The 15622-nt window shown below is 65.1% G+C and carries 15 protein-coding genes; 9 read left to right on the top strand and 6 right to left on the bottom strand.

The window, feature by feature from the left end:
• Nucleotides 1-110: 110 nt before the first annotated feature.
• Both Q0877_RS06770 and pta read right to left on the bottom strand, forming a co-directional pair.
• Nucleotides 111-1238: an acetate/propionate family kinase gene (locus tag Q0877_RS06770; protein WP_299166620.1), complete on the bottom strand. Its 1128-nt coding sequence runs from the start codon at nucleotides 1236-1238 to the stop codon at nucleotides 111-113.
• Nucleotides 1235-3328, bottom strand: coding sequence for a phosphate acetyltransferase (gene pta, locus Q0877_RS06765; RefSeq protein ID WP_299166619.1), 2094 nt, complete (start codon nucleotides 3326-3328; stop codon nucleotides 1235-1237). The genes Q0877_RS06770 and pta overlap by 4 nt, the downstream gene beginning before the upstream one ends.
• A gap of 128 nt (nucleotides 3329-3456) precedes the next feature.
• Here pta and Q0877_RS06760 point away from each other — a divergent pair, with 128 nt between their 5' ends.
• The 5 genes from Q0877_RS06760 to Q0877_RS06740 all read left to right on the top strand — a co-directional run bounded on the left by Q0877_RS06760 (nucleotide 3457) and on the right by Q0877_RS06740 (nucleotide 6390).
• Nucleotides 3457-3810 (top strand): thiamine-binding protein, encoded by a 354-nt coding sequence (locus tag Q0877_RS06760; RefSeq protein ID WP_299166617.1) that lies wholly within the window; start codon nucleotides 3457-3459, stop codon nucleotides 3808-3810.
• The gene (locus Q0877_RS06755; protein WP_299166616.1) at nucleotides 3807-4451 is read left to right on the top strand and encodes an O-methyltransferase; all 645 of its coding nucleotides are present in this window, start codon (nucleotides 3807-3809) and stop codon (nucleotides 4449-4451) included. Before Q0877_RS06760 ends, Q0877_RS06755 begins: the two co-directional genes overlap by 4 nt.
• Nucleotides 4423-4947, top strand: a complete 525-nt coding sequence (locus Q0877_RS06750; protein ID WP_299166615.1) for a GNAT family N-acetyltransferase — start codon at nucleotides 4423-4425, stop codon at nucleotides 4945-4947. Before Q0877_RS06755 ends, Q0877_RS06750 begins: the two co-directional genes overlap by 29 nt.
• An 84-nt stretch (nucleotides 4948-5031) precedes the next feature.
• Nucleotides 5032-5547, top strand: coding sequence for a GNAT family N-acetyltransferase (locus tag Q0877_RS06745; protein ID WP_299166614.1), 516 nt, complete (start codon nucleotides 5032-5034; stop codon nucleotides 5545-5547).
• Between the two features lie 6 nt (nucleotides 5548-5553).
• Nucleotides 5554-6390, top strand: coding sequence for a spermidine synthase (locus tag Q0877_RS06740; RefSeq protein ID WP_299166613.1), 837 nt, complete (start codon nucleotides 5554-5556; stop codon nucleotides 6388-6390).
• A 65-nt stretch (nucleotides 6391-6455) separates the two neighbouring features.
• Here Q0877_RS06740 and Q0877_RS06735 read toward each other — a convergent pair whose 3' ends face one another.
• Nucleotides 6456-7352, bottom strand: a complete 897-nt coding sequence (locus Q0877_RS06735) for a LysR family transcriptional regulator (RefSeq protein ID WP_299166612.1) — start codon at nucleotides 7350-7352, stop codon at nucleotides 6456-6458.
• 151 nt (nucleotides 7353-7503) lie between these two features.
• Here Q0877_RS06735 and Q0877_RS06730 point away from each other — a divergent pair, with 151 nt between their 5' ends.
• Both Q0877_RS06730 and Q0877_RS06725 read left to right on the top strand, forming a co-directional pair.
• Nucleotides 7504-8898 carry an MFS transporter gene (locus Q0877_RS06730; RefSeq protein WP_299166611.1) on the top strand — a complete coding sequence of 465 codons (1395 nt, stop codon included), beginning with the start codon at nucleotides 7504-7506 and terminating at the stop codon, nucleotides 8896-8898.
• Between the two features lie 2 nt (nucleotides 8899-8900).
• Nucleotides 8901-9725: a 3-hydroxybutyrate dehydrogenase gene (locus tag Q0877_RS06725; RefSeq protein WP_299166610.1), complete on the top strand. Its 825-nt coding sequence runs from the start codon at nucleotides 8901-8903 to the stop codon at nucleotides 9723-9725.
• 84 nt (nucleotides 9726-9809) lie between these two features.
• On the opposite strand, the gene Q0877_RS06720 is transcribed toward Q0877_RS06725, so the two are convergent.
• Nucleotides 9810-11240, bottom strand: a complete 1431-nt coding sequence (locus tag Q0877_RS06720; protein WP_299166626.1) for an NCS2 family permease — start codon at nucleotides 11238-11240, stop codon at nucleotides 9810-9812.
• Between the two features lie 113 nt (nucleotides 11241-11353).
• Here Q0877_RS06720 and Q0877_RS06715 point away from each other — a divergent pair, with 113 nt between their 5' ends.
• The gene (locus Q0877_RS06715; protein ID WP_299166609.1) at nucleotides 11354-12016 is read left to right on the top strand and encodes a copper resistance CopC family protein; all 663 of its coding nucleotides are present in this window, start codon (nucleotides 11354-11356) and stop codon (nucleotides 12014-12016) included.
• 8 nt (nucleotides 12017-12024) lie between these two features.
• Here Q0877_RS06715 and Q0877_RS06710 read toward each other — a convergent pair whose 3' ends face one another.
• Nucleotides 12025-12717: an FAD/NAD(P)-binding protein gene (locus Q0877_RS06710; RefSeq protein WP_299166608.1), complete on the bottom strand. Its 693-nt coding sequence runs from the start codon at nucleotides 12715-12717 to the stop codon at nucleotides 12025-12027.
• Nucleotides 12718-12977: 260 nt separating this feature from the next.
• Between Q0877_RS06710 and Q0877_RS06705 the strand changes: the two genes are divergently transcribed.
• Nucleotides 12978-13994 (top strand): universal stress protein, encoded by a 1017-nt coding sequence (locus Q0877_RS06705; RefSeq protein WP_299166607.1) that lies wholly within the window; start codon nucleotides 12978-12980, stop codon nucleotides 13992-13994.
• Here Q0877_RS06705 and Q0877_RS06700 read toward each other — a convergent pair.
• Nucleotides 13991-15538 carry an NlpC/P60 family protein gene (locus Q0877_RS06700; protein ID WP_299166606.1) on the bottom strand — a complete coding sequence of 516 codons (1548 nt, stop codon included), beginning with the start codon at nucleotides 15536-15538 and terminating at the stop codon, nucleotides 13991-13993. The two genes, Q0877_RS06705 and Q0877_RS06700, sit on opposite strands and share 4 nt — an antisense overlap.
• Between the last annotated feature and the right edge of the window lie 84 nt (nucleotides 15539-15622).

Here is a 15622-nt window from a genome sequence, read left to right as displayed (position 1 = left end):
CCAGCCACCCGGCTGAACCAGCTGCTCACAGCGGCATGAACCCCAGCGTTGCCCCCACTACTTGACTTCGCCCGCGCTTTCGGGGCGTGTCCTGACAAATGAACGGGGGGCTAGGCGGAGCCGACGACGGCGGCAGTCGCCTCCGCGATGGCCGCTTCTTCGTCGGTGGGCACCACGAGGACCGGAAACGCTGACTCCTCCGTGCTGATCTCTCGTGGTGAGCCGCCCGGCTTCTGGTTCTCGGCGTCGTCGATGAAGACTCCGAGGGCGCCCAGGCGGTTCACTACCCGCTCCCGGAAACGCCACGAGTTCTCCCCGATGCCCGCTGTGAACACAAGCGCCTGCGCCCCGCCCACCGCGACGTGATAGCCGCCGATGTACTTGGCGAGCCGGTAGGACGTGATCTCCAGTGCCATGGTGCCGGCAGGATCGCCCGACTCCTCGATCGAGCGCATGTCATTGTGCCCGGTGAGGCCCTTCAACCCCGATTCGCGGTTCAGGAGCTGGTCGAGGTCTTTCTCCGTGTAGCCCTCCCGGCTGAGGAAGAGCAGGATCGACGGATCAATGTCGCCGGACCGGGTTCCCATGACAAGGCCCTCCAGCGGCGTGAAACCCATCGAGGTGTCCACGCTGCGCCCGTTTTGGACGGCGGTGATGGAGGCGCCGTTGCCCAGATGCGCGATGATGCCCGTGAACTCCTCCGCCGGCATGCCGAGCAGATCGGCGGAGTGCCGCGCAACGTACTCAAAGGACGTGCCATGGAAGCCGTAGCGGCGGATACCGTACTGCTTGTACAGCGCGTCGGGAACGGCGTATCGCCAGGCGTGCTCGGGCAGGGTGCGGTGGAAGGCCGTATCGAATACCGCTACCTGCGGCATGTCCGGCCACCGCTCGGCGATGGCTCGGAGGCCCTGCACGTTTGCCGGGTTGTGCAGCGGCGCCAGAGGATTGAGGCGGTCGATGGCACGGATGATCTCGTTGGTGATGAGCACCGGCTCGCTGAACCGCTCACCGCCGTGCACCACCCGGTGGCCGACGGCGTCAATGGACTTGCCGTGCAGGGCAGCGTCCAGCTCCTCGGTCACCCGGTCGAGCGCTTCGGTGTGGTCTTTCGGGCCGCCGTTCGCCGTGTCGCCGATCCGTTCGATCAACCCGTTGGCGAGGCGCTCTCCGCTCAGCGAATCCCGGACCTGGTACTTGAGGGACGACGAACCTGAGTTGATGACGAGGATGATCATGACGCCTCCTGCGCTGGTGTGCCCTGTGCCTGGACGGCGGTAATGGCAACGGTATTCACGATGTCTTCAACGGTGCAGCCGCGGGAGAGGTCATTGACCGGCTTGCGCAGCCCCTGCAGGACGGGCCCGACGGCGACAGCACCGGCGGACTGTTGGACCGCCTTATAGGTGTTGTTGCCGGTATTCAAATCGGGGAATATAAACACGGTTGCCTGCCCGGCAACCGAGGACTCCGGGAGCTTCGACGAGGCTATCGAGGCGTCAACCGCGGCGTCGTACTGGATGGGTCCTTCCACCGGAAGCTCGGGGCGAAGCGATCGCACCAGCTCCGTGGCCCGCCGAACCTCGTCCACTGCGCCGCCCGCACCGGATTCACCGGTGGAGTAGGACAGCATGGCCACGCGGGGATCCACTCCGAATTGCGCTGCCGTTTCAGCGGAGGCCACAGCGATGTCGGCGAGTTGTTCCTCGGTGGGGTCGGGGTTGACCGCGCAGTCACCGTAGACCAGCACGCGGTCCCTCAGAAGCATCAGGAACACGGAGGAAACGATCTTCACGCCCTCCTTCGTCTTCACGAACTCAAGCGCCGGCCGGATGGTGTTGGCCGTGGTGTGCGCGGCACCGGACACCATGCCGTCAACATGGCCGAGCTGGACCATCATGGTGCCGAAGTAGGAGCCGTCGAGCATGCGGTCCCTGGCGTCGTCGAGCGACACGTTCTTGTGCGCGCGGAGGCGCGCGTACTCAGCTGCGAATTCCTCCCGCAGCTCCGAGGTTGCGGGGTCCACCAGCGTGAGTCCGGAGAGATCGATACCCTGGCTGGCGGCGCCCTCGCGGATCTGCGACTCGGATCCGAGGATGGTCAGGTCGCAGACGTCCCGGCGGCTGAGAATCTCGGCTGCGCGCAGGATCCGCTCGTCTGTTCCCTCGGGAAGGACAATGTGCTTCCGGTCCGCGCGGGCCTTTTCAATGAGCTCGTGCAGGAAGCGCAGCGGCGTCATCTTCACGGGCCGCGGCAACTCAAGCCGCTCGAGCAGCTCAGTGGCATCCACCTGCCGTGCCCACACGCCGAGGGCCGCAGCAGCCTTCCGGCGAAGGCCGGTCGCAATCTCACCGCGCACTTCACTGACGCGCTTCGCAGCGGTGTAGGTGTCGTCGTCGACGGCGAAGACCGGGAAGGTGGCATGGGCCAGCAGCGCAAGGACATTGGGATCGGGGGTAAGGCCGCCGGTGAGGATCATGCCGGAGGGCACAGGAAACTCAGGCGAGAACGACGACGCCACGGTAGCCACCAGTACGTCGGCGCGGTCACCGGGCACAATTACCAGCGCGCCGTCCGTGAGCAGTTCCAGAAAGTGGCCAACGTTCATTGCGGCGACGCGGATCGAGGAAACATCGCGTTCGAGGGTTGCCCCGCCGGCGATATGACGGGCACCGAGTGCGTCCGCGACCTCTGACATGGTTGGTTGGGAGATTTCGCTGAGCTCAGGGATGACGTAAACCGGCCGTCCGGACTTGCCCGGCCGTACCTGCTCGCGGATGGCACCAACGGCGTCTTCGGCCGCCCGGTTCACCATCATTGCCAGCAGCGAGACCTGCGCTGCGTCGAGTTCCCGGCGGGCGACGTCGACGGCGTCGGCGGCTTCAGCGGAGGTCATGTCCTTTGCGCTCACCACTGCGAGAACCATCGCGCCCAGATTGTTTGCCAGCCGTGCGTTGAGATCGAACTCGACGGCGGCATCCTGCCCGCTCAGGTCGGTTCCCTCAACGATGATGACATCGCACGACTGCGCCATTTCGCTGTAGACGGCGACGCAGCGGGCGTCGATTTCTTCGCGCTCGCCGGAGACGAGGAGGGCGCGCGCCTCTGCACGGGTCATGCCGCTGCGCGCCGTTTTCGCATCGAGGCCGAATGCCCGCCTCATCAGCAGGACCATCGGGTCGTCGGCGCCGTCTTCTGCCTCCGAGATGGGCCGCAGGAAGCCGATCCGGTCCGCGTGCCCCTGCAGCATGCTTGCCAATCCCAGGGAAATGAGCGATTTGCCGGAGCCGGGGGCCATGGCGCTGACATAAATTCCGCGGGTGGTCATTACTTCATCCTGCACGATTGCAGGTGCATAGTCACTGTTGGCTCTTTCACGATTGGATGGCGCTGGACTCTGACCGAAGCGCGGAAAAACGGGTGACCGGCGGCGTCAAACCTGACAGACTGTTTCCCATGCTCGTAGCCTTCTCAGTTGCCCCCTCCGGCAGGCCCGGCGGCGCCCACGAAGACCCTGCCGACAACGCAGACGGTTCGGTTCACGCCGCCGTGGCTGAAGCGGTGAAGATCGTGCGCGATTCAGGCCTGCCCAACTCCACCAGTTCCATGTTCACCGAGATCGAGGGTGAATGGGATGAAGTCATGGACGTGGTCAAACGCGCCACAGAAGCCGTGGCCAAGTACGGCAGCCGCGTCTCCCTGGTACTCAAGGCCGACATCCGTCCCGGCCGCACGGGAGAGCTGACCGGAAAGGTGGAGCGCCTGGAGCGGGCCATCGATGAAATGGACGAGTATCAGGGGCACGCATGAGCAACTGGGCGGAGATGGACCGCTATCTCAACCGCACGGTGGTTCAGCCCGATGACGCGCTGGACGCTGCCGTCGAGAACACCCGCAACGCCGGGATGCCTGCCATTGAAGTCACTGCGGGGCAGGGCAAGTTCCTGATGCTGCTCGCCCGGATCCACGGCGCACGGCGCGTCCTGGAGATCGGCACGCTGGGCGGGTTCAGCACTATCTGGCTGGCGCGGGGAATTCCCGACGACGGCACTGTCGAATCCTGCGAATTTGAGCCGGCGCATGCGGAAGTGGCGCGGCGCAATCTGGAGGGGGCCGGCGTCGGGCACAAGGTCACGGTGCACGTGGGGGCGGCACTTGACACGCTTCCAACGCTGACCGGACCCTATGACCTCTTTTTCATCGACGCGGATAAGGCGAACAATCCGGAGTATCTGGAATGGGCGGTGAAGCTGTCCGGCCCGGGCTCGGTGATCGTGCTGGACAACGTGGTGCGCGGGGGAGCGGTGCTCGGCGAGGGCGGGGATGATGACGTGCGCGGCATCCGCCGGGCGCTCGAGATCCTCGGCACCCACCCGCGCCTTGAAGCAACCGCCCTGCAGACCGTTGGATCCAAGGACTGGGATGGGTTTGCGGTCGCAGTCGTCAACTAAAACACAATTCCTCATCCGTAAAGCAACAGCCGACGACGCCGAAGCCTACTCGCGCACGCACGTCGCCGCCCTGCACGAAACCTACGCGCACATCATGCCGCGACAGTTCCATGACCACTACGACGCCGAGCTGCCGAAGCTTGTCGAGCGCCGGCGGGCTGCGTTGTCCGCCGAAGAGGGCGTCACCAGTTGGGTGGCGTTCGACGCCGGAGGGCGGCCGGTTGGAATTGCCGCCTCGGGCCCCGGCAGGGATGAGGACCGCCCCGACTTTGAGCTCCACCACATCTACACCCTCACTTCCACGCATGGTTCGGGGCTGGGCCAGCGGTTGCTTGAGGCGGCGATCGGCGCTTCGCCGGCGTATCTCTGGATCCTGAATGACAACCCGCGTGCGGAACGGTTCTATGCGCGCAACGGGTTTGTTCCCGACGGAACCACAGCGCTCTGCGGCCCGGTATGGCACTACAAGCCGATGTTCCGGATGCACCGCGGCTGATTGCGAGTGTCACGCTCCGCCTCGCAGCGGGGATGGGCTTCCTTGTAGCAGGGATGGTTCCCAGGGGCGGATAGCATGAACGCCATGGTCACCATCCGCCCCCTTCGCATCGACGAGACTGAAGCCGCACTGCGCATGAAGAACCAGGGGTGGCGGCAGGCCTACCGCGGGAAGCTCAGCGACGAGATTCTCGATGGCCTCGATGACGGCATCGATGCCATCGCGGAAGCCTGGCGGATGGGATTCGAGGAGAGCGGAAGCGCGCCGCTCGTTGCGGTGAATGACGACGGCGAAATCGTCGGTATTGCCGCGGGCGGCGAGGCGCGGGGCGATAACCCTCCCGCCCCTGTCGAACTGTCCATGCTGTACGTGCTGGAGGAGTATTACGGCACTGGGCTCGGGCGGGAGCTGGCCGATGCGGCGATCGGCGACGCCGCCGCGTGCGTCTGGGTGCTGGACGGCAACGAACGGGCCATTGCTTTCTACCGCAAGCTCGGGTTTGCGCCGGACGGTACGCGCGAGCAGCTGTCCGAGCGGTGGAACGGGCTCAACGAGATCCGGATGGTGCGTTCCACGCCGGACAAACGAATGAAAGCTTAAGGACCAGTGGGACGCCAAAGGGAGCGCAAAGGAACGGCCGGCCCCGACGGCGGCCCGCTTCCAGGCATCCACGCCATCGACACGGGCACGTGTGAGCTGGTTCCGGACCGGTTCAATCCCAACGGCTGGGTGCTGCACATCAACGGTGTGCCGAGCTCGCACATCGACCTCGCTGACCCTGCGCGGCTCGATTTCGAGTACATGCGCTGGATCAGTTCGCTGACAACCTCACAGTGGCCGTCCACGTTCCGGTTGCGGGCCCTTCATCTCGGCGGGGGCGCCTGCTCACTGGCGCGCAGTTTCGCCGTAACCTTTCCCGATGCGCGGCAGGTGGTCGTCGAGCTCGACGGCGCGCTCGCAGGCCTGGTGCGCGAGTGGTTCGACCTGCCCAGGGCACCGCTGCTGCGAATCCGCGTCGGTGAAGCGCGCGAGGTCACGGAGTCACTGTCGGACAGCAGCCGTGACCTCATCATTCGGGATGTCTTCGCGGGTAGCCGCACTCCAGCCCCGCTGGCCACCGTCGAGTTTGTTCAGCACGCCAAACGGGTCCTGGACGCGGCCGGCGTCTATGTCGTCAACTGCGGGGATTCGCCGGACCTGTCGATGGCCCGGCGCGAGGCAGCGACCATCTCCGCGGCTTTCACCCACACGGTGATCATCGCGGACCCGGCGATGCTCAAGGGCCGGCGCTACGGAAACGTCATTCTTGCCGGTAGCGATGCTCCACTCGGCGAGGATCCCGGGCTGGCCCGTGAGTTGCTTGGCGGCGGAGTGCCGGCGCACCTGTGGCGGGAGAACCAGGTAGCCCGCTTCATCAGCGGAGCTGCGGTCCTCACCGACTAACGTGAGTTGGCAGGACACGCCCCCAATACAGCGTCAAAAGGGGTGTGTCCTGCCAACTCGACGGGCTAGTCCGTACCCAGCAGCCTCCCCTCAAATGCGTCGGTTGCCTCCCGGAGTGCGCCGACGACGGCGGCAACCGCCGGTTGCCGCAGCGAATCCGGACGCGCCACGAGCCAGTAACCCAACCGCTCGGCGACCTCGTCAGGCAGCAGCCGCACCAGATCACCGTGCAGGTTGGCCATGAAGCAGGGCAGCAGGCCGATGCCGGCACCGGCACGCGTGGCTTCAACATGGACAAACACATTGGTCGAACTCAGCGAATCCTTCATGCTCGGCAGCAGGCGCCGCGGCGTGTCGAGGCTGTCGACCTGCAGCATCGAGTCGATGAAGTAGACGAGCGGATGCTCGAGAACCTCCTCAATAGTCGACGGCCTCCCGTACTCGGCCAGGTACTCCCGCGAGGCGTAGAGACCCAGAACATACTCACCCAGCCGGATCGCCTCGGCACGGTGGACCTGCGGGCGACCGACAACCACCTCGAGATCTAGGCCGCTGCGGGTCTGCGATGCCCGCCGGGTCGCCGCGACGATCTCGACGCTGAGCTGCGGATGGTCGCGCCGCAGCCGCGCAAAAGCCGGCGCCGCGACATAGGCGCTGAAACCGTCAGTGGCACTGATGCGCACGACGCCGGAAAGCCGGCTCGCGCCGTCGTCGTTCGCTTCCAGCGCCGAAAGCGCGCGCTTGACCTCCTCCGCTGCGGCAACCGCCCGCAGACCGAGGTCCGTCAGCTCCCAACCGCCGCTCGCCCGCACAAGGACATGCCCGCCCAGGGAGCGCTCAAGGACCGAGATCCGCCGTGACACCGTGGTGTGATTCAGCCCCAGGCTCTCGGCCGCCGAGGTGAAACGACCGGTATGGGAAACGGCAAGGAGGATGAGCAGGTCATCTGGCTGGAGGGGCATATCTGCATTTTCGCAGATTTGCTCTGCGCAACTGGTCATTGAAGTGCGTTCCGCTGTGCAGGCATACTCAATGAGGCCCAAACCCCGTGACAGTCGTCACAAGCGTCTCAACAGATGGAAAGTGTCAGCGCCGACACAGAAGGAGCAGCACATGAGCGTCAGTTCCCGTCCAGCCCAACCCGGCAGGAATCCGGCTGAAAACACCGACGAGGCACCAACAGGCCTCAAGAAGATCGTCGCAGCCTCCATGGTGGGCACCGTTGTCGAATGGTATGAGTTCTTCCTCTACGCGACGGCGGCTTCGCTGGTCTTCGGCATCGTGTTCTTCCCCAACGCGGACACCCCGCTGGATGCGATCATCGCGGCCTTCCTGACCTACGCCGTCGGCTTCGTCGCCCGCCCCCTCGGCGGCATCTTCTTCGGGCAGATCGGCGACAAGCTGGGCCGCAAGCACACGCTTCAGGTCACCATCATCCTGGTCGGCGTTGCCACGTTCCTGATGGGCTGCCTGCCCGGGTTCAACTCAATCGGCTACTGGGCGCCGGCACTGCTCGTGATCCTCCGCTTCGTCCAGGGCTTCGCAGTGGGAGGCGAGTGGGGCGGTGCAGTCCTGCTGGTCGCCGAACACAGCCCCAACAAATCCCGCGGATTCTGGTCGAGCTGGCCGCAGGCGGCCGTGCCCGTCGGCAACCTGCTGGCAACCGTAGTGCTGCTGACGATGTCCTCGATCCTGCCGGAGGATGAATTCATCAGCTGGGGCTGGCGCGTGGCTTTCTGGCTCTCCGCCGTCATCGTGGTCATCGGGTACTACATCCGCACCCACGTCAGCGAATCCCCCATCTTCCTTGAGGCACGCGAACAGGTCGAGCGCGAAAAGGCGATCAGCTACGGCGTCTTCGAGGTAGTGAAGAAGTACCCGAAGGGCATTCTCGGCGCCATGGGCCTGCGGTTCGCGGAGAACATCCTGTACTACATCATCGTCAGCTTCTCTATCGTCTACCTCTCCCAGGTCCACGAGTACAACACCAGTTCACTGCTGCTGGCGCTGCTGATCGCACACGTTGTGCACTTCTTCGTGATCCCGCAGGTCGGCCGGCTGTCGGACCGGTTCGGACGCAAGCCTGTCTACCTGGCGGGCGCTGTACTCGGCGCGAGCTGGGCGTTCTTCGCCTTCCCGATGTTCGACACCCAGAACCCCGTGATCATCATCCTGGCCGTGACCATCGGACTGTGCTTCCACGCGCTGATGTACGCCGGCCAGCCCGCGATCATGGCCGAGATGTTCCCGACCCGCATGCGCTACTCCGGCGTTTCGCTTGGCTACCAGGTGACGTCGATCCTTGCGGGTTCGCTTGCGCCGATCATTGCCACCGCGATTCTGCAGGAGACCGGTTCCTGGCTCGGTGTGGCGCTCTATGTCCTTGGAGCGTGCGTAGTGACTGCGATTGCCGTCCTCACGCTGCGCGAAACGCGCGGAGCGTCGCTGCGGGACATCGACGCTGCTGACGCTGAGCGCCACGGCATCTCGGTCGGCAGGGACAGCTAGGGATGCCTGCGGCACACCAGAACGACGACGGCGGCTTGCGCCCCACCGCACAGTCGCCGTCGTTCTCCTCACCCGCTTCAGTCGGATTGCTGGCCGGGCGGCGTGCGATCGTCACCGGCGGGGCGAGCGGCATCGGTGCTGCGTGCGCACGGGAGTTGGCTGCCCAGGGAGCGTATGTGGTGGTGGCGGACCGCGACGCGGAGGGCGCCGGCGTCGTCGCCAAGGAAATCAAGGGCGAGGCGTGGGCCGTTGACCTGCTGGACACGGCAGCGTTGGAGGAGATGACCCTCGACGCGGACATCCTCGTGAACAACGCCGGGATCCAGGTCGTGCAGCCTATCGAGGAGTTTGAGCCGGCTGACTTCCGGCGCATCCACACACTGATGCTCGAGGTGCCGTTCCTGCTGATGCGTGCCACCCTGCCGTCCATGTACGCCAACAAGTTCGGTCGGATCATCAACGTGTCTTCGGTGCATGGGTTGCGGGCATCGCCGTTCAAATCCGCCTACGTGTCCGCCAAGCACGGGCTGGAGGGGCTGTCCAAGGTTGCGGCGCTGGAAGGAGGACCGCACGGAGTCACCAGCAACTGCGTGAACCCCGGCTATGTGCGGACACCGCTCGTGGAGAACCAGATCGCGGACCAGGCGCGGCTGCACGACATCAGCGAGGACGAGGTGCTCGAACGGATCATGCTGACCGAGAGCGCCATCAAGCGGCTCGTGGAGCCGGCGGAGGTTGCCTCGCTCGTGGGATGGCTGGCGTCCGAGCAGGCCGGGATGGTGACCGGCGCGTCTTACACGATGGACGGCGGCTGGTCCGCGCGCTGACCTACCCCGCTCCGTGAGTTGGCAGGACACGCCCTCAATGCACGTGCAAAAGGGGCGTGTCCTGCCGAATCAACGTGGAGGGGGTCAGCCGACGCCGAGCAGCTGCTCGATCGGGCCGATCCCGAAGAACACCACGAAGGCGCCAGCCACTGCCCACATCAGCGGGTGAATCTCCCTGGCCCTGCCCTGGAACGTCCGCACCAGGACGTACGCGACGAACCCTGCGCCCAGTCCGTTGGCGATCGAATAGGTGAACGGCATCAGCGTGAACGTCAGGAAGGCCGGAATGGCAATTCCCCAGTCCTGCCAGTCAATGCGGCCCACCTGGGACACCATCATGAAACCAACGACGACGAGGGCCGGCGCCACCGCCTCGAACGGCACCAGCGAGATCAGCGGCGTAAAGAACATGGCCACGAGGAACAGCAGTCCGGTCACGATGTTGGCGATGCCGGTGCGCGCGCCTTCGCCGATGCCGGCGCCCGATTCAACGTAGATCTGGTTGGAGGAGACGGAGCCCGCTCCGCCGGCCACCGCTCCCAGGGCGTCGACAATGAGGACGCGGTCGACGCCGGGAATGTTGCCCTGCTTGTCCACCAGCTTTGCCTCATTCGCGAGACCCACCATGGTGCCCATCGCGTCGAAAAAGATGCTCAGCAGAATGGTGAAGGTCAGCAGCAGGGCGGCCGTTGCCCCGAGGCTGCCGAATGCTCCGAAAACGCTGACACTGCCGATCAGGCTCAGGTCGGGGAGACCGATCCAGGCCCCGGCCGGAAGCTCCGGAACAACGAGCGACCAGCCCTGCGGATTGGAGCCCTCCGGGCCCACGCTGGGCCCGACATTCGCCACCGCCTCAATGATGACGGCGAGGATCGTGGCGGCGACAACGCCGATCAGGATACCGCCGCGGACCTTCCGGACCACCAGCGCAATCGTGAGGATCAGGCCAAAGACGAAAACGAGGGTGGGCCAGCCGAGGAGTACGCCACCGAATCCCAATCCGACCGGCACGGTGGTCTCTGCAACATCAGGGATCCGTCGGACGAAGCCCGCATTCACGAGACCGATCAGGGCGATGAAAAGCCCGATTCCGACGACGATGGCCGTCTTGAGGCTCTCCGGCACTGCGTTGAATACGGCAGTGCGGAAGCCGGTGAGAACCAGCACCAGCATGGTGAGGCCGGCCAGAACCACGAGCCCCATCATGTCCGGCCACGTAAGTTCCGGATTGGTGGCAACGGTGATCGCGACGAAGGCATTGACGCCCAACCCGGTTGCCAGCGCAAAGGGATACTTGGCCCACGCACCCATGAGGATGGTCAGCAGCCCAGCAACGAGGGCGGTTACCGCGGCCACCCGCTCGAAGCCGAGGCTGCCGCCGCTGGCGTCCGCTCCGGCAAGGATCAGAGGATTCAGCACCACGATGTAGCTCATTGCGAAGAAGGTGGCGACGCCGCCCCTGATCTCACGCGAATAGGTTGACCCGCGGGCCGTGAGCTGGAAGTAGCGGTCCATTGTGGCGCGCAGTGCAGGCACAGATATTCCTCTGTTGGTGGGGGAGTTCGCGTCAGCAGTCTACCCAATGAGCGGCTCAGGATCCTGTCAGTTCGCTCCCGTAGGCTTGAGGTATGACCCAGTATTCCGCAGTAGTTGCAGCACGCCCGGCCGCGCTTTCCGGTGCCCGATCCTTTCAGCGCATCGCCGCGGTCCTGGCCGGCGTATTGATGATTGCGTTTGCCCTGGTCGTTGGACCGGCGAACACGGCTTCAGCGCATGAGGAACTGAGCTCATCGAGCCCGGAGCCGGGCGCAACCCTCGAGACGGTTCCTGGGGCGGTTGAACTCACGTTCACCAACGTTCCTGCCACAATCGGGTCAGAAGTTCAGGTGCTCGACGCTGAAGGCGAGGACTGGGCGGAGGGAGATGTGTCCATCACGGATACCGTGGCCACGCAGGCCATCCGCGCTGGAGCCCCGGCCGGAACCTACACCGTGAACTGGCGCGTGGTATCCTCTGACTCCCACCCCATCGAGGGAACGTTCGAATTCACCGCTTCCGACGGCGGCACCACTTCCGATGCTCCTGCAGCTTCGGGAACTCCCGAGGCTTCGGTAGGTACTGCCGGCCCCATTGAAACAGCTGACCCCGGCGCGCTTGACCAGGAGCCAGCAGCAGACTCCGGCCTGTCCTGGGGGGTCATCCTGATGATTGCCGTATTGATCGCCCTGGCCATAGTGCTGGCTCTCGGTGCCCGGCGCCGGCTCAAGCAGGGCAGTAACGACGCCGCGTAGGTTGTGCCTCAGGCACTGATTGCCGGGGTGCGGCGGGTGGAGCCGGAAACTGCCGCGGCCAGGACGGATGCTTTCACCGGCTGGACGCGCTGAGCTGTGAGCGCACCCTGCGAAACGATTGCGTCGCTGATCACTTTGGCCTGACGGACTATCTCACGGGTTGTCGGCGTCAGCACCTCGCCGACTCCGATGAGGTAAAGACCGATAGCGCGCAGAGCCGCCTTGATGTCGCTTCCCAGGGCCAGGCCGAGGGACTGTACGAAGCGCCGCAGCTGGTTCTGGGGATACTTCGTCAGAACCACATGGTCCGCGAGCAGGACGCCGTTCCGGGTCTGCACCGCCCACTTCTTGGAGCCGAGCACGGGTGCAGGCAGAATCTGCGAATAACCCACCATGCACAACCCCTCCGCTACGGTTTCCTGCCGAATGTCCAGGGAGTGGCTGGATGCATAGCAGCGGAGCAGCCGCAGGAGTTCAGTGCGTTCGGACAGGGACACCGAGTCCGTCATGATGGTCCGGTTCGGGCCGGAGTTCAGACATTCGATGCTCTCCACCACTATGGCTTGAACGCCTCGGCGGCTCAGCTCGCTGGCGACGGCCAGGCCGGACAGCCCGGAACCGACCACCACCGTGGTTGTCACCTCTGCCCCGCCGGGCATGAAAGATTCAGGAACCACACGCGTACTCGGCTCTGGCGCCATCGAAGAAACCTCCGGAGGAAGGAAAATTCCGCACAGCCCGGCGCCTCTTCCGGGCTGTGCGGACACTTGGCTGCGAACGGGTCAACCAAGCGCACTGAAAGCGGGCGGGAACCCACTGGGAGACCATCCGCCCGATAACGATTCTCGAAGCCTATATAACTTTTTGGGCGCTGAATAGTCCCCCTACTGGCGAGTAGGCTAGAAATAACTGGACGGCTGAGCGAAGGTGTCAATAGTAGTTCAACCGCGAGGAGGCGGACATGAAGGAGGCTCAAATTCCGGGCACGCAGGGGCATCCCCACGGGCGCGGAATCGTTGTCGGAGTTGACGGCTCGGACCAGGGCATGTGTGCCCTGGTATGGGCTGCACAGGAGGCTGAGCGTCGCCACACTCCGCTACATGTGGTGACCGCATATACAGTGCCGGTCTTCGCGGCGTCGAGCATGGATGCAGGTTACGCAACCGTGGATGACTCGGTGATCCGGGAGGGCGCGCAGGCAGTCCTTGACCAGTCCATCGAAAAGATTGCCCGGCATCACAACGTGGAGATTGTGCCGCGGGTCGAAAGCGGGGACGCCGCAGGAGTTCTGCTCGAACTTTCGGAGGAAGCGGAACTCATGGTCGTCGGCTCACGCGGCAGGGGAGGCTTTGTGGGGCGGCTGCTCGGGTCGGTCAGCTCTGCCCTGCCGGCGCACTCAAAGTGCCCCACCGCCGTCGTACCGCTCTACTGTGCTCCCCGCCTCGATGAAGCAGGTGTCTCGGCACCAAAGCCGAAGGGCGAGCCGTGTCCACGGGCGGAGGAAGTCGAGAAGGTTGTCGTTGTCGGCGTCGACGGCTCGGAGCAGGCCCGCATGGCTTCGCTGATCGCAGCCGAGCAGGCGGAATCACGCGGCATGCCTTTGCGGGTGGTGTGTTCGCTTCCGCCGTTCACCGGTTCGCTGGCGTGGATGCCCACCCCGGTTGATCGGGACGCCCTCCACGCCGAGATCATGGTTCAGCTCAACGCGGGGAAGGCATGGCTGCAGAGCCACTTCCCACAGTTGAGCATCTCAGTCGAGCTGCTCGACGGTCCGCCGGTTGAGGTGCTGATCGAAGCGTCACGCACGGCGGAGCTGGTTGTGCTTGGCACACGCGGTCGCGGGGGCTTCGCCGGCATGCTGCTCGGTTCCACGAGCCAGGGCATGCTGCATCACGCGAAGGGCCCGGTGCTCGTGGTTCCCGATCGTGAGGATCCGCGCCTGACTGACCGCTCGAAGTTTGGACCGATGGCGGCCTAGAGACGGGCAGCAAGCGGGTTGAGTGCGCCCATCCCGCTCATGTTTGCGAGACTTACTTCGAGGATGCCCTGGGTCGGGTTGAGCGCGTTGACCACAGTGTTGTTGCCGACATAAATGGCGACGTGCCAGATGCCGGCGCCCTCGCCCCAAAAGACCAGATCGCCGAACTGCGCCTGTGAAAGCGGGACATGCGTGCGTGCGGCGTAGAACTGCGCGGACGCCGTCCGGGGCAACGAGATGCCGCCCGAGGCGAAGGCCTGCTGGACCAACCCGGAGCAGTCATAGCCCCGGGGTCCGTTGCCGCCCCACTGGTAGGAGTATGGTGCTCCAACGCGGGCACGGGCGTAATTGACGGCCGCGGCCACGCGGCCGGTGTTGGTTGCCGGCGGAGCCGGTGCAGGTGCAGGTGCAGGTGCAGGTGCAGGTGCCGGAGCTGGTGCCGGAGCTGGTGCAGGTGCTGGTGCTGGTGCCGGCGTAACAGGTGCCGGTCGGGGAGCCGGTGCAGGCGTAACAGGTGCCGGTCGGGGAGCCGGTGCAGGGGCAGGGGCCGGTACTGGTGTGGGCCTCGGCGCAGGGGCCGGCGTCGTCGGACGGGGTAGTGGAACGGCGGGCCGCTCGACTGCCGGCGGCTGTACCGGAGATACGGGTGCTGGAGCCGGGGGAGTGTTCCGTGCCGGGGGCGCCGGCGCGGGAGCTGCGGATTGCGGAGCTGCTGCTTGGGTCCCAGCAGGCGCCGCAGTCGCAGCCTCGGCGGATGCTGCGAGGATGCGTGCGAGCTCTGCTTCACGGCGTTCCTGCTCAAGCCCGGCGATCCGCTGTTCCTCCAGAGCGGCGGTGGTGTTCCGCAGCTGAGCCAGTTGCGTAACGAGCGTTTCGCGTTCCGCCTGCTTTTCCTCAACCAGCTGTTCGGCCGAGGCCATGGCGGCTTCGGTTGCGGCGCCCGCCTTTTTCGCCGCGTCCGCCGCTTCGGCGGCAGCCTGCTCCGCGTCCCGGGCATCTGTCTGCAGCGACTCCAGCGAGCTCGCCGCTGTCTCAGCCTGACTGACCGTCCGTGACCGGGAAGCAGCCAAACCCTCGACGGTGGAAGCCTGGTACATGATGCTTCCCGGGTCCTGGGCGAAGGCAAGGAGGCTGCCGTCGGGCATGATGCCGCCGGCGCGGTAGATGTCCCCCGCAAGGTGTCCGAGCTCCGTTGAAGCGGTGCGGTAGGTCTCCTCCGCCTGCAATGCCAGCGCCGAGAGCCGCTGGGCCGTCCATCGCCGCTCCTCCAGTTCAGCCAGGGTGTCGATGTAAGCGCCCTGCGTCTTCAGGGACTCCACCTGCACGGATTGCAGTTCTGCGGCAGCGTTCTCGAGAATGCCTTCGATCTCCGTGACAAGTTCACCAGTCCGCGCGGTGTTGTCCTTTGCGGCTGAAATCTCGCTGGCACTCGGCAGGTCCGGTGCGCCGAATGCGGCCGACGGCGTCAGCCCGACAGTGAGCAGCGAACCGGCAAGCATGGCGGAGAGCACGGAGAACCCGCGCTTGGGGAAGGTTTGCGGCATAGCTCGATCCTCGGACGGCAACCAGACTGTCCGAGGATAGGGCTACAAATGTCACTTTAGCAACATTTGTCACAGCAGTATCGT

This window comes from uncultured Arthrobacter sp. (assembly GCF_947495145.1).
In the GTDB taxonomy this organism is placed as follows: domain Bacteria; phylum Actinomycetota; class Actinomycetes; order Actinomycetales; family Micrococcaceae; genus Arthrobacter_D.
Note: the sequence above shows the minus strand (reverse complement) of the source record. Positions and strands in the feature narration are given on the sequence as shown.